Source organism: Mesorhizobium qingshengii (assembly GCF_027563465.1).
Taxonomy (GTDB): Bacteria; Pseudomonadota; Alphaproteobacteria; order Rhizobiales; family Rhizobiaceae; genus Mesorhizobium; species Mesorhizobium qingshengii_A.
On the sequence record NZ_JAPFQA010000005.1, the window covers coordinates 312,238 to 332,765 of the forward strand.

The following is a 20,528-nucleotide window of genomic DNA, read 5'->3' on the forward strand; positions in this document are numbered from 1 at the left end:
ACTTAAGATAGCGCCGGGTCTTCCTTGTCTTGAAGGTTGGCCGGCCCAAATGGAGAAGAGAAGAACATGGCTCGTATAGCCGGCGTTAACATTCCGACCAACAAGCGTGTCGTCATCGCGCTTCAGTACATTCACGGCATCGGCAAGAAGTTCGCCCAGGAGATTGTCGACAAGGTCGGCATCCCGGCCGAACGTCGCGTCAATCAGCTCACCGACGCGGAAGTGCTGCAGATCCGCGAAACGATCGACCGCGACTATCAGGTCGAGGGCGACCTGCGCCGTGAAGTGTCGATGAACATCAAGCGGCTCATGGACCTCGGCTGCTACCGTGGCCTGCGTCACCGCCGCTCGCTGCCGGTTCGCGGCCAGCGCACGCATACCAATGCGCGCACCCGCAAGGGCCCGGCCAAGTCGATCGCCGGCAAGAAGAAGTAAGTTTCGGACGGCTTGTCCGTCTCGCCCGGCAGCTTCGGCTGCCGGTTGCGTTTTCCCGGCAACTGAAAAACGGGAAGGGTGGAGCCGCTGGCATTACGGCGGTGTAGAGATCAACTGAAAGGACTGTCATGGCCAAGGAAGCCGCTCGTGTTCGCCGTCGCGAACGCAAGAATATCTCGTCGGGCGTTGCCCACGTCAATTCGACCTTCAACAACACGATGATCACCATCACCGACGCGCAGGGCAATTCGATTGCCTGGTCGTCGGCCGGTGCCCAGGGCTTCAAGGGTTCGCGCAAGTCGACCCCGTTTGCCGCCCAGATGGCTGCCGAGGACGTTGCCAAGAAGGCCCAGGAACACGGCATGCGCATGCTCGAAGTTGAGGTCTGCGGACCCGGCTCCGGTCGTGAATCGGCGCTGCGCGCCCTGCAGGCGGCCGGCTTCACCATCACCTCGATCCGTGATGTGACGCCGATCCCGCACAATGGTTGCCGCCCGCGCAAGAAGCGCCGCGTCTAAAAAATTACCGAACGCCGCGCGAACGCCAAGAGCGTTCCTCCGCGGTATTCCAGGTCGCCCGCCACGATTGGATGGTGGCGGGTCAACGGAAGGAAAGCATCATGATCCAGAAAAATTGGCAGGAACTGATCAAGCCGAACAAGATCGAGTTCTCGTCGAAGAAGAAGACACTGACCACTCTGGTCGCCGAGCCGCTCGAGCGCGGCTTTGGCCTCACGCTGGGCAACGCGCTGCGTCGCGTGCTTCTATCTTCGCTGCGCGGTGCGGCTGTTACCGCCGTGCAGATCGACGGTGTTCTGCATGAATTCTCGTCCATCGCCGGTGTGCGCGAGGACGTGACCGACATCGTCTTGAACATCAAGGAAATCGCCATCCGCATGGAAGGCGATGGCCCCAAGCGCATGGTCGTTCGCAAGCAGGGACCGGGTGCGGTTCTCGCCGGCGACATCCAGACGGTTGGCGACGTCGAGATCCTCAACCCCGACCACGTCATCTGCACGCTGGACGAAGGCGCTGAAATCCGCATGGAATTCACCGTCGACACCGGCAAGGGCTACGTGCCGGCGGACCGCAACCGCGCCGAGGACGCGCCGATCGGCCTCATCCCGGTCGACAGCCTCTATTCGCCGGTCAAGAAGGTCTCCTACAAGGTCGAGAACACCCGCGAGGGCCAGGTTCTCGACTATGACAAGCTGACCATGACGATCGAGACCGACGGTTCGATCACCGGCGAGGACGCGGTGGCTTTCGCCGCTCGCATCCTGCAGGACCAGCTCGGCCTGTTCGTCAACTTCGACGAACCGCAGAAGGAAGTCGCGGCGGAAGCCGTCACCGAGCTCGCCTTCAACCCGGCGCTGCTTAAGAAGGTCGACGAACTCGAGCTTTCGGTGCGTTCGGCCAACTGCCTGAAGAACGACAACATCGTCTATATCGGCGATCTGATCCAGAAGACCGAAGCCGAGATGCTCCGCACCCCGAACTTCGGCCGCAAGTCGCTGAACGAGATCAAGGAAGTGCTGGCGGCGATGGGCCTGCACCTCGGCATGGAAGTGCCGGACTGGCCGCCGGAAAACATCGAAGACCTCGCCAAGCGTTACGAAGACCAATATTGAGCATGAATTCCAAGGATCGGCGGCGTGGGCCGCTCGATCCGACGGTCATGCGGAAAACCATCAGAGGCCGCGGCCTCTTGAACAACTGAAGAAGGAAAAGAGCCATGCGCCACGGTTTTAAAGGCCGCCGCTTCGCCCGCAGCATTAGCCATCGCAAGTCGATGTTCGCCAACCTCGCCGTGTCGCTGCTCGAGCATGAGCAGATCGTCACCACCCTGCCGAAGGCGAAGGACCTGCGTCCGATCGTCGAGAAGCTGGTGACGCTCGGCAAGCGCGGCGACCTGCACGCCCGCCGCCAGGTCATTGCCCAGATCGGCAATGAAGGCGTCGTCAAGCGCCTGTTCGACACCATCGCCCCGCGCTACGCCAACCGCAACGGCGGCTACCTGCGTATCATGAAGGCTGGCTTCCGCCACGGCGACAATGCCGCGATGGCGGTCATCGAGTTCGTCGACCGCGACACCTCGGCCAAGGGCGCCGGCGACCGCGCCCGCATCGAGGCGGAAGGCACCGACGAGGAAGCTGCGGCCGCATAAGGCCCCCGTCTTTCCGGAATGAATTGAAGGGGCCTGCGGGCCCCTTTTGTTTGCTGGTGGTTAGCGTCTGCCCGCCAAGATCAGGTAGTGGCTTCCGCTTAACAGCTTCCAATTGAACGCTCCCGGTACCTCTTCGGTCTTCGGGTGTGGATAGGAATAGATGCTGTCGAGAACAGCCTGAGAGTCGATCTTCATGATCAGTTGCGACATGGGGACATTGCTCAAATATGTTTCGGCGTCTTGGCCATCCTTCAAGTTGGCATCGACGCGAAAGTGTATCTGAACCGGTCCAGCGCAGATGTTCAGCAAGATGTCATCGCCGGAAGCTGCGTAGAAAATTTTGACCTGATTTGGAGCCCATAGGCCGGCATCCAGGAATTGCGATGGCTTTGTCTTTCCGCTGAACCCATCCAGCGAAAGCGCAAGGCGATTGGTGAGAACCTCCAGGTCGCCTTTGAGGTAACCGGCCTCTTCGATTTGAAACCAGTTCATCTGGCGAGGCGCCTCGACATCAAAGGAAATTTCGAGTTTTCCAAACGTCCAGTAATCTGGATCGGCATGCTCAGGCGTCCCGAGCACTGTGACAATCTCGGTCATTGTCATGTCGGGAGAGATCGCGCCCAGTTTGCCGGTCTTCAAAAAGTCACGGAATGACACCAGTTGTTTTTCATGAGGCCGACGAGGTTTCCGTTTCAAAATCAGCTGTAGCTGTTTTTGCTGCTTAAAATAATCGGATTTCAGTGGCTTAGCCTTTCATTTTGCACAATCGTCGGGACAATGCGCCCGAACTCGCCTTGGAGGATTCGCGAATGCGCGCCAAAAGACTGTCCCTTGTTCTGCTCTGCGCCATGCTGGCGTTCGCAGCCGCGCCGGCAGTCAGGCAGACTCTTGCCGAGGATGCCCCCAAGGCAGATCCGGGACTTTCAGACGTGCTGACCGACCTGCTGCATGGCGTGGAAGGCGAGAACACCACTTCGGGACCTGACAAGCGCGTGCCCTTCGGCCGCGAGGAGGTGCAACTGTCGTTCGCGCCGCTGGTCAAGCAGACAGCGCCCGCCGTGGTCAATGTCTATGCCTCACAGACGGCCAAGGTCACGTCGCCTTTTGAAGGCGATCCGTTCTTCGAGGAGTTTTTCGGCCGCGCGCAGCCACGGGCGCAGTCTTCGCTGGGCTCGGGCGTGCTTGTCGATCCAAGCGGCGTCATCGTCACCAATTTCCACGTCATCAAGGACGCCGACGAGGTCAAGGTGGCGACCGCTGATGGGCGCGAATTCACCAGCAAGGTGATGCTGAAAGATGAGACGCTCGATCTTGCCGTGCTCAAGATCGAATCCGACAAGCCGTTCCCCGTCATCGCTATTGGCGATTCAGATGCGCTCGAGGTCGGCGACCTGGTGTTGGCCATCGGTAATCCCTTCGGCGTCGGACAGACCACGACGAGCGGTATCGTTTCCGCACTTGCCCGCAGCCATATCGGCGTTTCGGATTCGGGCTATTTCATCCAGACCGACGCCGCCATCAATCCCGGCAATTCCGGTGGTGCGCTGATCAACATGGGTGGCCAGTTGGTCGGCATCAACACCGCCATCTACAGCCGCAGCGGCGGCTCGATCGGCATCGGCTTTGCCATCCCCGCCAATATGGTGCGGGCGTTTGCCGATGCCGCCAAGGCCGGCCTCGATTTCTTCGAGCGGCCCTATATCGGCGCCGAGTTCGAAGCGGTGACGCCGCAGATCGCCGAATCGCTTGCCATGGAGAAGCCGACCGGTGCGCTGGTGTCTTCGGTCGACGCGGCGGGCCCCGCGGGCAAGGCAGGGCTGAAGCCTGGCGATGTCGTGCTGCAGATCAACGGCAAGCCTGTCGAGAGCATCGAGGCGCTGGACTATCGCATGGCGACGCTGTCGATCGGCACCAAGGCCAACTTCGCGATCCTGACCAAGGGACAACAAGCGGCGATGGACATCGCGCTGGAACGCGCGCCGGAGGGTGCGAAAGCCTCGGAAGTGACGCTGCATGGCCGCAGCCCGTTCTCGGGCGCCAAGGTCGCGGAACTGTCGCCGCGGCTAGCCCAGAAGCTTGGACTGCGCACCGACCTCAAAGGCGTGACGGTGATCGATATCAACCGCGATTCGCCGGCCGCCGATTTCGGCTTCCAGCCCGGCGACATCGTGCGCGAGGTGAACGGCACGACCATCGATACCGCGGCAACGCTTGCGCAGGTCGCTCAGCAGGATACGCGCTGGTGGCGCTTTACCGTCGAGCGCGGCGGGCAGATACTACGTCAGGTGTTGCGTTATTAGAGCACGGGCCCGTGCAATCGGGCTCATGCTCCAACCAAAAAGAAGTGCATGGCCGATCTGTTCAGCGTCGACGAACCGGAAAAGGCACCGCCCGGGCGGCCGCTGGCCGACAGGCTGCGGCCAAGAAACCTCGGTGAGGTCGTTGGCCAGGAACATCTGACCGGCCCTGACGGCGCGCTGACCCGCTTGATCGGCTCCGGTTCGCTGGGCTCGATGATCTTCTGGGGACCGCCCGGCACCGGCAAGACCACGGTGGCACGGTTGCTTGCCGGTGAAACCAGCCTTGCCTTCGAGCAGATATCGGCGGTGTTCTCCGGCGTCGCAGACCTGAAGAAGGTGTTCGAAGCAGCCAAGCTGCGCCGCGCCAACGGCCGCCAGACCTTGTTGTTCGTCGACGAGATCCATCGCTTCAACCGCGCGCAGCAGGATGGCTTCCTGCCGGTCATGGAAGATGGCACCGTGGTACTCGTCGGTGCCACCACCGAAAATCCGTCCTTCGAGCTCAACGCGGCTCTATTGTCACGCGCGCGCGTGCTGGTCTTTCACTCGCTCGGCGAGGAGAGCATCGCCAAGCTTATGGCGCGGGCGGAGGACATCGAGGGCAGGGCGCTGCCGCTCGATGACGAGGCGAAGGCGATGCTCATCCGCATGAGCGATGGCGACGGCCGCGCGTCGCTGACACTCGCCGAAGAGGTCTGGCGCGCCGCCAAGCCGGGCGAGATATTCAATGCCGAAGGGCTGCAGCGCATCGTCCAGCGCCGCGCGCCGATCTACGACAAGGGCCAGGACGGTCACTACAACCTGATCTCGGCGCTGCACAAATCGGTGCGCGGCTCCGATCCCGACGCCGCGCTCTATTATCTCGCGCGCATGTTCGATGCCGGCGAGGATCCGCTCTATCTCGGCCGCCGGCTGGTGCGCATGGCGATGGAGGATATTGGCCTTGCCGATCCGCAGGCGCTGGTCATCGCCAACGCCGCCAAGGATGCTTACGACTATCTTGGCTCGCCCGAGGGCGAACTCGCCTTTGCCGAGGCCACCGTCTATCTCGCCACCGCGCCCAAATCCAACGCCGTCTACACCGCCTTCAAGGCGGCCACGCGCGCCGCCAAGGAATACGGCTCGCTGCTGCCGCCCAAGCACATCCTCAACGCTCCAACCAAGCTGATGAAGGAGGAGGACTACGGCGCCGGCTATCGCTACGACCATGACGAGCCGGATGCCTTTTCGGGCCAGGACTATTTCCCCGAAAAGATGGGCCGCCAGACCTTCTACGATCCGCCTGAACGCGGTTTCGAGCGCGACATCAGGAAGCGTCTCGACTATTGGGCAAAGCTGCGCAAAGAGCGGGAATAGCAGGCTTGCGTGGCCCGGTCGTCGTCACGCTTCAAAACGAGGCTTCGCCTTGGGGCATTTCAACCTCGGTCGTTCTGCACGCGTTGTTCGCCGCGATACTGGCCTTGATGCCGATACCGAAGCGCACGAACCGACCGGAGGAGGAGCGGGTGTCGGTCGACATCCTGACGCCGCAACAGTTCGAGGCTTCAACCCGGCCGCCGCCGGCACCAGCGGCCCCGGTGGCGCCGAAGGCGCGGGCAGCAGAGCCGCCACCGGCTTCGGGCCCGCCTCGACCTCAACCGCACAGCGCACCGGCCATGATCCGGCCGACCGAAATGCTGTCGGCCAAGACGCTCGCCGATCCACGCAGCCGCCAGGCGCGCGCCGATCTCGCGACCTTCGCTTCCGACGAGCGCATGGTGCAATTGTGCAATCTCGAGGCCATGGATCAGATTCGCCGATGGCGCGCGGATTTTCAGCCAGAGCAGGTCGTGCCTTATGCAACGGCGGAGGAGAAGATCACCGGCACGACGATCGCCGCCAACGGCGCTGCCTTTCGCAGCCGCAGAAACTGGTACGGCCTGAAGTTCAGATGCCAACTCGCGCATGACGGCGAAAGCGTCGTCGGCTTTGGGTTTCTGGTTGGTGATCCCGTGGCCAGGGAAAAATGGGACGAACTCGGCTTGCCGGCGGTGCATTGACCGATATCGGCTCTACCGGCTGCCGACCCGCAAAGCCATGGGCGTTGTGTGGCGAACCAAAAAACCTTATCAAGGCGCGCGGCCGGGGTGGTGGTCGTTACTATGACTTGGCGCTACTCTTTCGCAACAGGATCGCGCTCCGCGCGTGGAAAAATGACAAAAACCCTTCGCAAAACCCTTCGCAAATTCGCCATTGCTATTCCGATTCTTGCCCTCGGCTTCTATCTCATTCCGATCCTGACGACGATCTTCATCGTCCTCGGCCTCATCGATGTCCTGCGCAACGACCGCAAGGATATGTCGCTGTTCAGCGGCTATTTCCTTGGCAACGGCCTGTTCACCTGGCTGCTATCGCCGGTCAACCTGCTGGTCGATCTCTTGTGCTACAGGAACCCGGGCGTGTGGAAGCTGGAGCAGTTTCCGGAGGATTACCAGCGCGAGGTCAACGAGGTCCTGGACGTCTTCAAGGCGCGCAAGGATGAGATCATCGCCGACATCGACGCCAATTTTGGCGCCGGCCGGCGCGGCATGTACGTCTATCAGTGGTACGGCAAGCACAAGATCGACAATGTCGCCGAGTTCAACAAGGATTTCAAATACATCAAGACCATCGCCGTTTCCGTCTTCAGCAAGCGTGAATCGACATCCTGGCACTTCGGCCCGCTGCGGCTCAGCCTGCGCATTCTCTATAACCTGATCCCGGTGAAATCGGAGATCTTCATCGAATGCGGCAACGTCAAGAATTACTGGTATGACAATCCGCTGTTCATCTTCGACGACACGTTGCTGCACCGCTCGGTCAACGAATATGACGGGCGGCGCTACTGCGTGTTCATGGACATCATTCGCCCGTCCCCGGTCCCCGGGCTCATCGCGGGCCTTCTTGCCATCGTCTCGGTGAGCGTCGAGCGCATCAATTCGATGTTCTACAAGAACTGGAAGATGATCGGGTCGACCAAGCCGAAGAAGGTCGGAACCCCCTGAGCTGAAAGATCATCGAAGCTGCCGGCCTTGCCGGCAGAATTCTCGGCGCTTTGCGGGAATTGCAGCGCGGACCGGCTGGTCTCCGCGGCTGGTCTTGAACCAACGTCCTATAGCGCCATCGGGCCTTGTTCCTCTACAACTCGACGCAGCGGATGTATCCCAATAGATATAACGCTACTGTGAGTTGGAAGCGACATTCGCCTTGGGAGGATAAGGTGAGGGGACAGCAGCCGACCGTCCATCATGCGGATTTTGTACAGGCATCCATCGCCGGCCGCGATGCGGCTCGCTCGGCGTTGGTCGCTTCCTGGCGGCGTTCGCTTGCATTGCATGGTCTCGATCCGGCCGAGCGCAAGGCGCCGCGACGCTTGACCGAGGGCGAGCTGAACGAAGCACGGCAGCGCATGGAACCATTGCGTCGCGCCGCCGATGCGAGCCTCGACCGGCTGTACCTGGCTGTCGGCGGTGTTGGTTGCTGCGTGCTGGTTGCCGATCGCAATGGCATCCCGGTCGAACGCCGTGGCGCTGTCGCGGACGACGACACCTTCGACGAATGGGGACTGTGGACGGGCACCGTCTGGAGTGAGGACTCCGAGGGTACCAACGGCATCGGTACATGCCTTGCCGATCAGCGTGCGCTGACCATTCATCGAGATCAGCATTTCTTTTCACGCAACACGCTGCTCAGCTGCACCACCGCGCCGATCTACGACCACGAAGGCAATCTGGCGGCGGCGCTCGATGTCTCCTCGTGCAGGTCGGACCTGACCGAAGGCTTTGTCGGCCTGATCGCCATCGCGGTCGGCGATGCCGCGCGCCGCATCGAGGCCGAGAATTTTCGCCTGTCTTTTCCCAATGCCCGCATTCTGCTTGCCTCGGCGGCTGAGCGCAGCACCGGCGCGCTGATCGCGGTCAATGGTGATGATCTCGTGGTTGGGGCAACGCGTTCGGCGCGGCTGGCCCTCGGCATCACACAACAGGCGCTGGCTAAGGGGCTGCCGGCCGCCGACATCCTTGGCGGCGCGGCCAACACCGACGAAGACCTGGATAAAGCGGAGCGCGGCGTGGTTCAGCGCGCCATCGCGCGCGCCGAAGGCAATGTTTCGGCCGCCGCCAGCAATCTTGGAATTTCGCGGGCCACGTTGCACCGCAAGCTTGCCCGCTTCGGCATCCGCCGTCCACATTGACCTTCGAGGCCTGCGACTGTCGCAGTTCTGCGACAGTCGGCGTCGGCCAGTGCTGGCCCCGGGCTGACAAGTCCGACCCCATCGGCAACTCTTCCCAGTGACACGCCGCATCCCGTGGCGTTGCTTCTTGGGAGGAAGATGATGAACAAGATAGAATTTTCCCGCATGGCCAAGGTTCCCTTCGCCAAGCGTTACGACAATTACATTGGCGGCAAATGGGTCGCCCCGCTTTCCGGAAAGTACTTTGAAAACATCTCGCCGGTGAACGGTCGGCCGCTGGGCGAGGTTGCCCGGTCCGACGCCAGTGACATCGAGGCGGCGCTCGACGCCGCGCACAAGGCCAAGGATGCCTGGGGCAAGACAAGTGCCGCCGCCCGTGCGCTGATCCTCAACCGCATCGCCGACCGCATGGAGGACAATCTCGATCTGCTGGCACTTGCCGAGACCTGGGACAACGGCAAGCCGATCCGCGAGACGACCGCCGCCGATCTGCCTCTGGCCATCGATCATTTCCGCTATTTCGCCAGCGCGGTACGCAGCCAGGAGGGCGGCATCTCCGAGATCGACAGCGACACCGTCGCCTACCATTTTCATGAGCCGCTTGGCGTTGTCGGCCAGATCATTCCCTGGAACTTCCCCTTGCTGATGGCCGTGTGGAAGCTGGCGCCGGCCCTTGCCGCCGGCAATTGCGTCGTCCTGAAGCCGGCCGAACAGACGCCCGCCACCATCATGCTTTGGGCGGATCTGGTTGGCGACCTGTTGCCGGATGGCGTGCTCAACATCGTCAACGGCTTTGGCCTCGAGGCCGGCAAGCCGCTCGCCTCGTCGAACCGCATTGCCAAGATCGCCTTCACCGGCGAGACGACGACCGGCAGGTTGATCTCGCAATATGCCAGCCAGAATCTCATCCCGGTAACGCTGGAGCTCGGCGGCAAGTCGCCCAACATCTTCTTCCAGGACGTGACCGCCGGGGACGACGATTTCTTCGACAAGGCGATCGAAGGCTTCGTCATGTTCGCCCTCAACCAGGGCGAGGTCTGCACCTGCCCGAGCCGGGCGTTGGTGCATGAGAAGATCTACGACAAGTTCATGGAACGTGCGCTGAAGCGCGTCGAGGCGATCGTCCAGGGCGATCCGCTTGACCCGGCAACGATGATCGGTGCGCAGGCGTCGGGCGAGCAGTTGGAGAAGATCCTGAGCTACTTCGACATCGGCCGTCAGGAAGGTGCCGAAGTGCTGACCGGTGGCGAGCAGAACCACCTGCCGGGCGATCTGGCGGGCGGCTATTACGTCAAGCCGACCGTATTCAAGGGTCACAACAAGATGCGGGTCTTCCAGGAGGAGATCTTCGGACCTGTGGTCTCGGTGGCGACCTTCAAGGATGACGATGAGGCACTGTCGATCGCCAACGACACGCTCTACGGCCTTGGCGCCGGCATCTGGAGCCGTGACGCGAACCGCTGCTACCGCTTCGGCCGCGCCATCCAGGCTGGCCGCGTCTGGACGAATTGCTACCATGCCTATCCCGCGCATGCGGCTTTTGGCGGCTACAAGCAATCGGGCATCGGTCGCGAAAACCACAAGATGATGCTCGACCATTATCAGCAGACCAAGAACATGCTGGTCAGCTACAGCCCGAAGAAGCTCGGTTTCTTCTGATCCCTCCCCAGCCAGCGCATGATCCTGTCACAAGGATCATGCGCGATCTCCACGAGAGGCGCGGCTTTCATCGCCGCGCCTCGGCCCTTCGTGCAGGAGCACGCTTCGTGATGGAGGACGGCATGCTCGACAAGGTTTCCCTTGGAAAGGTCTCGGCCACGCCGGCGGCCCGGGCATTCCTGGCCGAAATCATCGCCGATCACGGCCCGGTGCTGTTCCACCAGTCGGGCGGTTGCTGCGATGGATCCTCTCCGATGTGCTATCCCCGGGGCGATTTCATCGTAGGCGACAAGGATGTCATGCTCGGCGAAATCGGCGAGACTCCGGTCTACATCAGCGCTTCGCAACATGAGGTGTGGAAGCACACCGATCTCATCATCGACGTGGTGCCGGGCAGGGGCGGCATGTTCTCGCTCGACAATGGACGCGAGAGGCGATTCCTGACGCGTTCAACTGTTTGTGCGGTGCCAGCGCCGACACGCACGGGGGATTGACCGGGCCGCCCCGCGCGGGCAGAAAACCGCGATGCTCAATCTCCTTCTCGTTGTTATGGGCGGCGGCATTGGCGCCGGCATCCGCCATCTGGCCAATATGGGCGCGTTGCGGCTCATCGGTCCGAATTTTCCGTGGGGCACGATGGCCATCAACATCGTCGGCTCTTTCGCCATGGGCCTGTTCATCGCAGCCCTGTCACGTCGCGGCGGGTCGAACGAGCTTCGGCTGTTCGTCGCCACTGGCATCTTTGGCGGCTTCACCACCTTTTCCGCGTTTTCGCTCGATTTCGCGACATTATGGGAGCGGGGAGCGACGTTGCCGGCATTCGGATACGCGCTGGCCAGCGTCACTGGTGCGATCTTCGCCCTGTTTTTTGGTCTTTGGCTCGCAAGAAGCCTGCCTTAATGCTATTGCCGCGCCGAGAGCAGGCCCGGTCCTGCTTGGAAAACGGATAAAGCGAGAACCATGGCAGGTGTTGAACAGATCACGGTGGAGGCCGGCGAGGCGGGCATGCGGCTCGATCGCTGGTTCAAGACCCATTTCCCGGGCCTTGGCTTCGGCCATCTGCAGAAGCTGCTGCGCTCCGGCCAGATCCGCGTCGATGGCGGCCGTGTCAAGGCCGACACCCGTGTCGAGCCCGGCCAGATGGTGCGCGTTCCACCGCTCGAGGTCGACAAGAAGGGCGAGAGCGCGCTGACCGGTCATTCCATCCGCAACCAGGGCGATGCCGACGTTCTGGCGAAAATGCTCATCCACGAGGATCCGAAGGTTTTCGTCTTCAACAAACCGGCGGGCCTTGCCGTGCAGGGCGGCTCGGGCGTCACCCGCAATGTCGATGACATGCTGGAGGCGTGGCGCAACCAGAAGGGTGAGAAGCCGCGGCTCGTGCACCGGCTCGACCGCGACACATCGGGCGTGCTGGTCGTCGCTCGCACCCGGCTTGCCGCCATGAAGCTGTCCGAAGCGTTTCGCGCCCGCGAGACCAAGAAGACGTATTGGGCGCTGGTCAAGGGCGTACCGCCCAAGCGTGAGGACAAGATCTCGACCTGGCTGATCAAGGAGCCGACGCCTGACGGTGACCGGGTGCGCGTCGCCGCGCATGGCGAAAAGGGCGCCGACCACGCCGTCTCCTACTACCGCATCATCGAGCAGGCGGCGCAGACGATGACCTGGCTGGAAATGGAGCCCTATACGGGCCGCACCCACCAGCTTCGTGTCCATGCCGCCTACATTGGTTGCCCGATCATCGGCGATCCGAAATATTTCGAGGCCGACACCAACTGGGATTTCCCCGGCGGCATTCAAAACCGCCTGCATCTCCACGCGCGCCGCATCATAATTCCCCACCCGGACAAGGGCGTCATCGACGTCACCGCGCCGATGCCGCCGCATATGCGCCAGAGCTGGAACCTGATCGGCTTCGACGACGCCAGCGCGGAGGACTGATCTTGAGCGGCGCCACCGACGCGCTAGACCGGCGCGACACGGTCGATATGGCCGCCGCCGCCATCATGGTCGGCCTGACCTTTTCCTGGGGGCTGAACTACGTCGCCGCCAAGATATCCTACGCCGGCTACGATCCTGTTTTCCTGTCGATCGCCCGGTCGATCATCGGCGGTCTTTGCGTTTTCCTCTGGTGCCGCTGGCGCGGCATAGCGCTGTTCACCCGCGATGGGACGCTGCTTGCCGGCATCGCCGTGGGCGCGCTTTTCGGCATCGAGTTCCTCTGCCTTTATGTTGGCCTGGAGCACACCACCGTCGCCCGCAACACGCTGCTGGTCAACACGATGCCTTTCTGGATGCTGCTCGGCGGCCACTTCCTGCTCGGCGAGCAGATCACCTTGCGCAAGTTCCTCGGTCTGTTGCTTGCCTTTGCCGGCCTTGCCGCGGTCTTCTCCGACAAGCTTGGTGGTGGCGGCGACATGTTGTTCGGTGATCTCTTGAGCCTCGGCTCCGGATTTTTCTGGGCCCTGACCAACATCCTCATCAAACGGTCGAAGCTGGTTGGCGCGAGCGCCGAAAAGCTGCTGCTGTATCAACTCGCCGGCGCGGCAATCGTTGGCGTGCTGGTGCTGCCTCTCGCCGGTCCGCCCGTTCGTGACCCGTCCGTGCTGCCGACATTGGCCCTGCTTTTCCAGGCGGTCTACATCGTCGCCTTCACCTATGTGCTGTGGTTCTGGCTGCTGCGCCGCTATCCGGCCTCGGGCCTGTCCAGTTTCACCGTCCTGTCACCGGTTTTCGGCGTTCTGTGCGGCGCTATCTTCTTGCATGAGCCGCTGACCATTCGCATTTTTCTGGCACTTGGCCTCATTGCCGCCGGACTGATCATCGTCAACCGGCCGGCGCGAAAGCTGGTGCCGATGTGAGAAAGACTTCTTATGCGTGATATCCTCGACGACCTCGAAGCGGGCAAATATCTTTCCGATCCGGACCCGGTGCGCCGCGCCCAGATCCAGATGAAAACACATCTGCCGAAGCGCTTTTACAAGACGGCCACGGTCGCGCCGGCGGAAGACGGCTTTGCCGTGCATCTCGACGGCAAGCCGGTACGCACGCCGGGCAAGGCGCTGCTGGCGCTGCCGACAGAGAGAGCAGCAGCGCTCGCCGCTGCCGAGTTCGCTGCCCAGGGTGAGACCATCAATCCGGTGACGATGCCAGTGATGCGCCTGGTAAACACCGCCATCGACGGCGTCGCCAGCGACCCGCAGGCGGTGCTGGAAGACATTCTGCGCTTCGCTTCCGCCGACTTGCTCTGCTACCGCGCTGATGCGCCGCAAGGGCTGGTCGAGCGGCAGAACCAGCATTGGGATCCGGTGATCGACTGGGCGAGGGCGACACTCGGGGCTCGTTTCAACCTCGCTCAGGGCATCATCCATGTCGAGCAGCCGCGCGAGACCATTGCAGTGCTTGGTGTCCATCTCAGCCAGCGTGCCGATCCGCTGCGGCTGGCCGCCATTCATGTCATGACGTCGCTGACCGGCTCGGCGCTGCTGGCGCTTGCTGTCGATTGCGGTGAACTCGACGCGGAGGCGGCCTGGTCAGCCGGCCATGTCGACGAGGACTGGCAGATCGGGCAGTGGGGTCAGGACGCGGAGGCTGTCGCGCGCCGCTCCGCCCGCAAGCGCGACATGATGGCCGCCGCCGGCCTGCTCGAAGCGCTCAGGGGCTGACGGTTTCACCGCTCGTTCGAGCGCCCATCCCGCACTGCACATTAGACCAAAGTCATAATCCCAAAGGCGCTCTGCCGTTGGGGGGCGCTTTCTGTCATTTTTCCGTGACGGCTGTCCTTGAGTCCGTGTTCGGAGGAGAACGCGGACGATGACGGGCAGTTTCGAGGACAAGGATCTCACGGGAGGACACAGCAATGGCATTGGCATCGACCGCCGGCGGAGCGAGCCGCGGCATGACGCGGGAAGAGAAGAAGGTCATCTTCGCTTCCTCGCTCGGCACCGTTTTTGAATGGTACGACTTCTATCTCTACGGCTCGCTTGCAGCCTTTATCGGTGCGACCTTCTTCAGCCAGTATCCGGAAGCAACGCGCAACATCTTCGCCCTGCTGGCCTTCGCCGCGGGCTTCCTGGTTCGTCCGTTCGGCGCGCTGGTGTTCGGTCGCATCGGCGATCTCGTCGGCCGCAAATATACGTTTCTTGTCACCATCCTGATCATGGGCAGTTCGACGTTCCTGGTCGGCCTGCTTCCTGGTTCAGCGACCTGGGGCATTGCAGCTCCGGTCATCCTGGTCGGGCTGCGCATGCTCCAGGGTCTGGCGCTTGGCGGCGAGTATGGCGGTGCGGCAACCTATGTCGCCGAACACGCACCGGACGATCGCCGTGGTTTCTACACCTCGTGGATTCAGACAACGGCAACACTCGGCCTGTTCCTGTCGCTGATCATCATCCTCGGCGTTCAGGCGATGTTGAGCAAGGAAGACTTCGCCGCCTGGGGCTGGCGTATTCCGTTCCTCGTCTCGGTCATCCTGCTCGGTATTTCTGTCTGGATTCGCCTGACGCTGAGTGAATCGCCGACCTTCCAGCGCATGAAGGACGAGGGCAAAGGCTCCAAGGCTCCGCTTTCGGAGGCCTTCGGACAGTGGAAGAATGCCAAGATCGCCATCCTGGCTCTTCTCGGCCTGACAGCCGGCCAGGCCGTGGTCTGGTATTCCGGCCAGTTCTATGCGTTGTTCTTCCTGCAGAACGTGCTCAAGGTCGACCTGCAGACGGTCAACATCCTGATTGCCATCGCCTTGGGGCTCGGCTCCATCTTCTTCGTCGTGTTCGGCTGGCTCTCCGACAAGATCGGCCGCAAGCCGATCATCATGGCGGGGCTGGCTCTGGCGATCTTCACCTACTTCCCGCTGTTCAAGGCATTGACCTGGGCGGCCAATCCGGCATTGGCTGCCGCGCAGCAGAATACGCGTGCGACGGTTACCGTGGCGCCCGGCGACTGCAAATTCCAGTTCAACCCGGTCGGCACGGCGAAGTTCACCACGTCGTGCGACATTGCCACGTCGTTCCTTGCCAAGAGTTCTGTGCCGTATGACATCGTCACCACAGCGGCGCCTGGGACCCCGGCAACGGTGAAGCTCGGCAATGAGACGGTCGAATCCTACGACGCCATCGCCGCCGGCGATCAGGCCAAGGCCAAGGATGCTGCCTTCACCAAGGCAGTCAGCATGGTACTCAAGGATGGTGGCTATCCGCTGAAGCGTGCCGCGTCCAAGGTGGCCGACCAGAAGCTCGACGCCTTCGTCGCGGCCAATCCCGAACTGAAGCTCGATGCAGCGGCCATCCGCGCCGGTGAGAAGGCAACGGTTCCGCTCGAGCAGGCAGTCAAGGATAAGGTGCTGACGTCCGAGGAAGCCGCCGGCGCCAAGGAGGTGACCGTCTACAGCATACCCGCGTCGGGGGCCTTCTCGATGTTTGCCGATCCCGCGCAGGTCAACTGGACAAGGATTGTCGCGATCCTGTTCATCCTGATCCTTTACGTGACCATGGTCTACGGACCGATCGCGGCGATCCTGGTCGAGATGTTCCCGACCCGCATCCGCTACACCGGCATGTCGCTGCCCTACCACATCGGCAATGGCTGGTTTGGCGGCCTGCTGCCGGCGACGGTCTTCGCCCTGAGCGCAGCCAGGGGCGATATCTACTTTGGTCTGTGGTATCCGATCTCGGTCGCGGCGATGTCGCTGATCATCGGCGTCATCTTCGTCAGGGATACGCTCGGAACCGACCTGCATGCCAAGCAATAGCTGACAGCTCGGTAGGCTAACGAAAACCCGGCGCGAGCGATCGCGCCGGGTTTTTCAATGCGTGGTCGAGATGCGAGGAGGGCAGGGGCTAGCTCTGCCGATCCTGCTTCGCGTTCTCGATGGCTGCCTCGTGATACCAGCCGTCGCCGAAATCCGTCCGAACACCGCGCAGCGAGGCAAGCTCTGCTGCAAACTTAGCCTTTCCGCTCAAATTTGAGGCAGAAGCGCGCGCTGCCGCCGGGAACATCAGAATTTTGGCCGACGGACGCGCGGAAATGATTTCCATTGTCGGGCTCCTTTCTTCTGCCGAACCTTGTCGATTCAACTTGTTTTCAAGATAGGGTCTGCGAACAAGTTAGGCAATATGCCTACGAAAAGATCAGTATTTGCCTACTATTTGTGCGAATTACGGCTGTGATTGATCCGGGCGCATTGCTTAGGCGGCTTGCCAACTTCAACCGAATACGGCGTCAATTTTGCCGCACCCTCCGGGGCGAGAGTGGCACACGAATTGCATTTTAGTGATCCGGCAGGTCGGCTGCTGGGTGGTTCCCACATATCGGCGCCGCCCAGGGTTCGGTGATCAAGCAACGAGAGGCTAGAATGACGAAATACAAGCTCGAGTACATTTGGCTCGATGGATATACCCCGGTCCCCAACCTTCGCGGAAAGACGCAGATCAAGGAGTTCGCCGAATTCCCGACGCTTGAGCAGCTTCCGTTGTGGGGCTTTGACGGTTCCTCGACGCAGCAGGCCGAAGGGCACAGCTCCGACTGCGTGCTGAAGCCGGTCGCTGTCTATCCGGATCCGGCGCGTACAAACGGCGTGCTCGTCATGTGCGAAGTGATGATGCCCGATGGCGTCACGCCGCATGCCTCCAACAAGCGCGCCACCATCCTCGATGACGAGGGCGCCTGGTTCGGCTTCGAGCAGGAATACTTCTTCTACAAGGATGGTCGTCCGCTCGGCTTCCCCGAAAGCGGCTATCCCGCACCGCAGGGTCCGTACTACACCGGCGTCGGCTATTCGAATGTCGGTTCTGTCGCCCGTCAGATCGTCGAGGAGCATCTCGATCTCTGCCTTGCCGCGGGCATCAATCACGAAGGCATCAACGCCGAAGTGGCCAAGGGCCAGTGGGAATTCCAGATTTTCGGTAAGGGCTCCAAGAAGGCCGCCGACCAGATGTGGATGGCCCGCTACCTGATGCAGCGCCTGACCGAGAAATACGGCATCGACATCGAATACCACTGCAAGCCGCTCGGCGACACCGACTGGAACGGATCGGGCATGCACGCCAATTTCTCGACCGCTTATATGCGCGAAGTCGGCGGCAAGGCGTATTTCGAAGCGCTGATGGCGGCCTTCGACCAGAACCTGATGGATCACATCGCTGTCTACGGACCGGACAACGACAAGCGTTTGACCGGCAAGCATGAGACCGCGCCGTGGAACAGGTTCAGCTATGGCATCGCCGATCGCGGTGCTTCGATCCGCGTGCCGCATTCCTTCATCAAAAACGACTACAAGGGCTATCTGGAAGACCGCCGTCCGAACTCGCAGGGCGACCCCTACCAGATCGCCTCGCAGATCCTGAAGACGATAGCTTCGGTTGCGGCGAGCGCCGAGGTCTCGGCTGCCGCCTAAGCGTCGCGTCGGTAGAAACAGAAAGCCCCGGCGTTCGTCGCCGGGGTTTTTTTGTTCCAACCGCCCGCTCGGCCGCCTGACCACGGCGGCGTAGAAGGTGTTCATGCGCCACCGGGGAATGAAGTCCATGTGGCCGTAGCCCTGCCTGTCCGCCAAGCCCTTCGGAAAACGGCCGTCGAGCGTGTCCGGATTGGCGGTCGTGCCGCCGCCGTCCTCTGACGGTCTGCTCTTGCAGCAACCCCGGCTTGTGTCGGGGTCCCTTTTTGCCTTTGCGCGACAGGTCGGATCCGGGCAAAAGGACCCAGAAAAAGTCAGACAATTCAGGGGGTCGCAAATCCTGCCAAAGCCTCGGCTGCTGCCATGCCCGGTTCCAGCAGCGCTTGTCAGAAAGCCCGGAAAACCGCCTTTTTCAGGCATTTCTCAGTGGCTGCGACCCTGCCATAAGCGCCTGTTCGGCCTGTTAAATCGGCTATGCACCGCCCGGTTGGCGGCGTTGACAGATCGCAGTGCAGCATGCGTATTCGGAGGCCTTGGGGTTACGTCACGCGATGCTGTTCGGACGGGCGGGGTTTTCTTGAACGGCGGCATTGGCGGGGGCGCCGGACGAGCGGTCACTGTAGCCTGAGGCAGTGCGCCGCTCGCTCCTGGCTTCATTTCTCGTAGTCGAACACCATCCCCATCATCGATCAAACACTGCCGGGCCAGGCTCGCGTCTTTGGAGCGACGTGCATTGCCTGCCAGTGGGCCACAGGCTCGTCAGCCCAACAGGCATGCGATCGTCGAAAGCTCAAAAAGCAGATGCGATGCTCACGTCCGACGGTCGCGCGACGGGAGGGCGCCCGTCGGTAAACGCGTGGCCTGCCGGATGTCAGCAAAAAGCCCTTGAAGGAGGAAACTCCTTCAAGGGCTTGAGTATTAAATCGAATCTTAGACCGAGTAGTACATGTCGTACTCGACTGGATGCGGGGTCATTTCGAAGCGCATCACTTCGGCCATCTTCAGCTCGATGTAGCTGTCAATCTGGTCGTCGTCGAAGACGCCACCGGCTTTCAGGAAGCCACGATCCTTGTCGAGGCTCTGCAAGGCTTCACGCAGCGAACCGCAGACGGTCGGGATCTTCTTCAGTTCCTTCGGCGGCAGATCATAGAGATCCTTGTCCATCGGCTGACCCGGATGGATCTTGTTCTTGATGCCGTCGAGGCCGGCCATCAGCATGGCGGCGAAAGCGAGGTAGGGGTTCGCGCCCGGATCGGGGAAGCGGACCTCGACGCGCTTGGCCTTCGGCGACGAGCCGAACGGGATGCGGCAGGACGCCGAGCGGTTGCGCGCCGAATAGGCAAGCAGCACAGGCGCTTCGTAGCCCGGCACCAGGCGCTTGTAGGAGTTGGTCAGCGGGTTGGTGAACGCGTTGATCGCCTTGGCGTGCTTGATGATGCCGCCGATGTAGAACAGGCAGCTTTCCGAAAGGCCGGCATATTCATTGCCGGCGAAGGTCGGCTTGCCATTCTTCCAGATCGATTGGTGGACGTGCATGCCCGAGCCGTTGTCGCCGAAGATCGGCTTCGGCATGAAGGTGGCCGTCTTGCCATAGGCGTTGGCAACCTGGTGAACGACATATTTGTAGATCAGCATCTTGTCGGCGTTGCGGACCAGCGTATCGAACTTGATGCCGAGTTCGTGCTGCGCGGCGGCCACTTCGTGGTGATGCTTTTCGACGCGCACGCCCATTTCGGCGAGCACCGTCAGCATCTCGGAGCGCATGTCCTGCGCGGAATCGATCGGCGGCACCGGGAAATAACCGCCCTTGACGCGCGGACGGTGGCCGAGGTTACCGGTTTCATAGTCGGTGTCGTCGTTCGACGGCAGTTCGGTCGAGTCGAGCTTGAAGCCCGTATTGTAGGGATCGGCCTTGTACTTCACATCGTCGAACACGAAGAACTCGGCTTCCGGGCCGACGAAGATCTGGTCGCCGATGCCTTCCGACTTCATATAGGCCTCGGCCTTCTTGGCCGTGCCGCGCGGGTCGCGGTTGTAGGATTCGCCCGAAACCGGATCGAGGATGTCGCACAGGATGACCATGGTCGACTGCGCGAAGAACGGGTCCATGTGGACCGTTTCCGGGTCGGGCATCAGCACCATGTCGGACTCGTTGATGGCCTTCCAGCCGGCAATCGAAGAGCCGTCGAACATCACGCCGTCGGCGAACATGTCTTCCTCGACCTCGATGACATCCATCGTCACGTGTTGCAGCTTGCCCTTCGGATCGGTGAAGCGCAGGTCGACGAATTTCACGTCGTTGTCCTTGATCTGCTTCATGATGTCTTTGGCTGTCGTCATGTCATTTATCCCTGTGTGATGACGTTTTTTG

General features: G+C 61.6%; 20 protein-coding genes. 17 read left to right on the forward strand and 3 right to left on the reverse strand.

What is annotated here, in order from left to right; genetic code table 11:
- Positions 1 to 66: 66 nt before the first annotated feature.
- The 4 genes from rpsM to rplQ all read left to right on the forward strand — a co-directional run bounded on the left by rpsM (position 67) and on the right by rplQ (position 2,601).
- A complete protein-coding gene (gene rpsM, locus OOJ09_RS15000) occupies positions 67 to 435 on the forward strand; it encodes a 30S ribosomal protein S13 (protein WP_006205445.1) in 369 nt (122 codons plus the stop codon).
- A 128-nt stretch (positions 436 to 563) separates the two neighbouring features.
- Positions 564 to 953 carry a 30S ribosomal protein S11 gene (gene rpsK, locus OOJ09_RS15005; RefSeq protein ID WP_006205444.1) on the forward strand — a complete coding sequence of 130 codons (390 nt, stop codon included), beginning with the start codon at positions 564 to 566 and terminating at the stop codon, positions 951 to 953.
- 101 nt (positions 954 to 1,054) lie between these two features.
- Positions 1,055 to 2,065 carry a DNA-directed RNA polymerase subunit alpha gene (locus OOJ09_RS15010; RefSeq protein WP_013531438.1) on the forward strand — a complete coding sequence of 337 codons (1,011 nt, stop codon included), beginning with the start codon at positions 1,055 to 1,057 and terminating at the stop codon, positions 2,063 to 2,065.
- 104 nt (positions 2,066 to 2,169) lie between these two features.
- A complete protein-coding gene (gene rplQ, locus OOJ09_RS15015) occupies positions 2,170 to 2,601 on the forward strand; it encodes a 50S ribosomal protein L17 (RefSeq protein ID WP_269905925.1) in 432 nt (143 codons plus the stop codon).
- A 60-nt stretch (positions 2,602 to 2,661) separates the two neighbouring features.
- Here rplQ and OOJ09_RS15020 read toward each other — a convergent pair whose 3' ends face one another.
- Complete coding sequence (locus OOJ09_RS15020; RefSeq protein WP_269905926.1) at positions 2,662 to 3,258, reverse strand: hypothetical protein; 597 nt, start codon at positions 3,256 to 3,258, stop codon at positions 2,662 to 2,664.
- A 152-nt stretch (positions 3,259 to 3,410) separates the two neighbouring features.
- Between OOJ09_RS15020 and OOJ09_RS15025 the strand changes: the two genes are divergently transcribed.
- From OOJ09_RS15025 to OOJ09_RS15080, 12 genes are all read left to right on the forward strand, one after another.
- Positions 3,411 to 4,901: a DegQ family serine endoprotease gene (locus tag OOJ09_RS15025; protein ID WP_269905927.1), complete on the forward strand. Its 1,491-nt coding sequence runs from the start codon at positions 3,411 to 3,413 to the stop codon at positions 4,899 to 4,901.
- A gap of 48 nt (positions 4,902 to 4,949) precedes the next feature.
- Entirely contained in the window at positions 4,950 to 6,257 is a 1,308-nt protein-coding gene (locus tag OOJ09_RS15030; RefSeq protein ID WP_269905928.1) for a replication-associated recombination protein A, read from the forward strand.
- 5 nt (positions 6,258 to 6,262) lie between these two features.
- The gene (locus OOJ09_RS15035; protein WP_269905929.1) at positions 6,263 to 6,940 is read left to right on the forward strand and encodes a DUF930 domain-containing protein; all 678 of its coding nucleotides are present in this window, start codon (positions 6,263 to 6,265) and stop codon (positions 6,938 to 6,940) included.
- A 153-nt stretch (positions 6,941 to 7,093) separates the two neighbouring features.
- On the forward strand, positions 7,094 to 7,924 hold the full coding sequence (locus tag OOJ09_RS15040; RefSeq protein WP_269905930.1) for an aspartyl/asparaginyl beta-hydroxylase domain-containing protein: 831 nt from the start codon (positions 7,094 to 7,096) through the stop codon (positions 7,922 to 7,924).
- A gap of 215 nt (positions 7,925 to 8,139) precedes the next feature.
- Positions 8,140 to 9,111 (forward strand): helix-turn-helix domain-containing protein, encoded by a 972-nt coding sequence (locus OOJ09_RS15045; RefSeq protein ID WP_269905931.1) that lies wholly within the window; start codon positions 8,140 to 8,142, stop codon positions 9,109 to 9,111.
- A 141-nt stretch (positions 9,112 to 9,252) separates the two neighbouring features.
- Positions 9,253 to 10,770 carry an aldehyde dehydrogenase gene (gene adh, locus OOJ09_RS15050; protein ID WP_269905932.1) on the forward strand — a complete coding sequence of 506 codons (1,518 nt, stop codon included), beginning with the start codon at positions 9,253 to 9,255 and terminating at the stop codon, positions 10,768 to 10,770.
- A 110-nt stretch (positions 10,771 to 10,880) separates the two neighbouring features.
- Positions 10,881 to 11,264: a DUF779 domain-containing protein gene (locus OOJ09_RS15055; protein WP_269905978.1), complete on the forward strand. Its 384-nt coding sequence runs from the start codon at positions 10,881 to 10,883 to the stop codon at positions 11,262 to 11,264.
- 31 nt (positions 11,265 to 11,295) lie between these two features.
- Positions 11,296 to 11,670 carry a fluoride efflux transporter CrcB gene (gene crcB, locus OOJ09_RS15060; RefSeq protein WP_269905933.1) on the forward strand — a complete coding sequence of 125 codons (375 nt, stop codon included), beginning with the start codon at positions 11,296 to 11,298 and terminating at the stop codon, positions 11,668 to 11,670.
- A 60-nt stretch (positions 11,671 to 11,730) separates the two neighbouring features.
- Entirely contained in the window at positions 11,731 to 12,711 is a 981-nt protein-coding gene (locus tag OOJ09_RS15065) for an RluA family pseudouridine synthase (protein ID WP_256753646.1), read from the forward strand.
- Between the two features lie 47 nt (positions 12,712 to 12,758).
- Entirely contained in the window at positions 12,759 to 13,631 is an 873-nt protein-coding gene (locus OOJ09_RS15070; RefSeq protein WP_269905979.1) for a DMT family transporter, read from the forward strand.
- A gap of 12 nt (positions 13,632 to 13,643) precedes the next feature.
- Positions 13,644 to 14,435 carry an ATP12 family chaperone protein gene (locus OOJ09_RS15075; protein ID WP_269905934.1) on the forward strand — a complete coding sequence of 264 codons (792 nt, stop codon included), beginning with the start codon at positions 13,644 to 13,646 and terminating at the stop codon, positions 14,433 to 14,435.
- Between the two features lie 194 nt (positions 14,436 to 14,629).
- Positions 14,630 to 16,516: an MFS transporter gene (locus OOJ09_RS15080; RefSeq protein WP_269905935.1), complete on the forward strand. Its 1,887-nt coding sequence runs from the start codon at positions 14,630 to 14,632 to the stop codon at positions 16,514 to 16,516.
- Positions 16,517 to 16,604: 88 nt separating this feature from the next.
- On the opposite strand, the gene OOJ09_RS15085 is transcribed toward OOJ09_RS15080, so the two are convergent.
- Positions 16,605 to 16,802: a DUF2735 domain-containing protein gene (locus OOJ09_RS15085; RefSeq protein WP_269905936.1), complete on the reverse strand. Its 198-nt coding sequence runs from the start codon at positions 16,800 to 16,802 to the stop codon at positions 16,605 to 16,607.
- A 317-nt stretch (positions 16,803 to 17,119) separates the two neighbouring features.
- On the opposite strand from OOJ09_RS15085, the gene OOJ09_RS15090 reads away from it, so the two are divergent.
- The gene (locus tag OOJ09_RS15090; protein ID WP_269905937.1) at positions 17,120 to 18,160 is read left to right on the forward strand and encodes a glutamine synthetase beta-grasp domain-containing protein; all 1,041 of its coding nucleotides are present in this window, start codon (positions 17,120 to 17,122) and stop codon (positions 18,158 to 18,160) included.
- 927 nt (positions 18,161 to 19,087) lie between these two features.
- Here the strand turns inward: OOJ09_RS15090 and glnA are convergent.
- Entirely contained in the window at positions 19,088 to 20,497 is a 1,410-nt protein-coding gene (gene glnA, locus OOJ09_RS15095; protein WP_269905938.1) for a type I glutamate--ammonia ligase, read from the reverse strand.
- Positions 20,498 to 20,528: the final 31 nt, after the last annotated feature.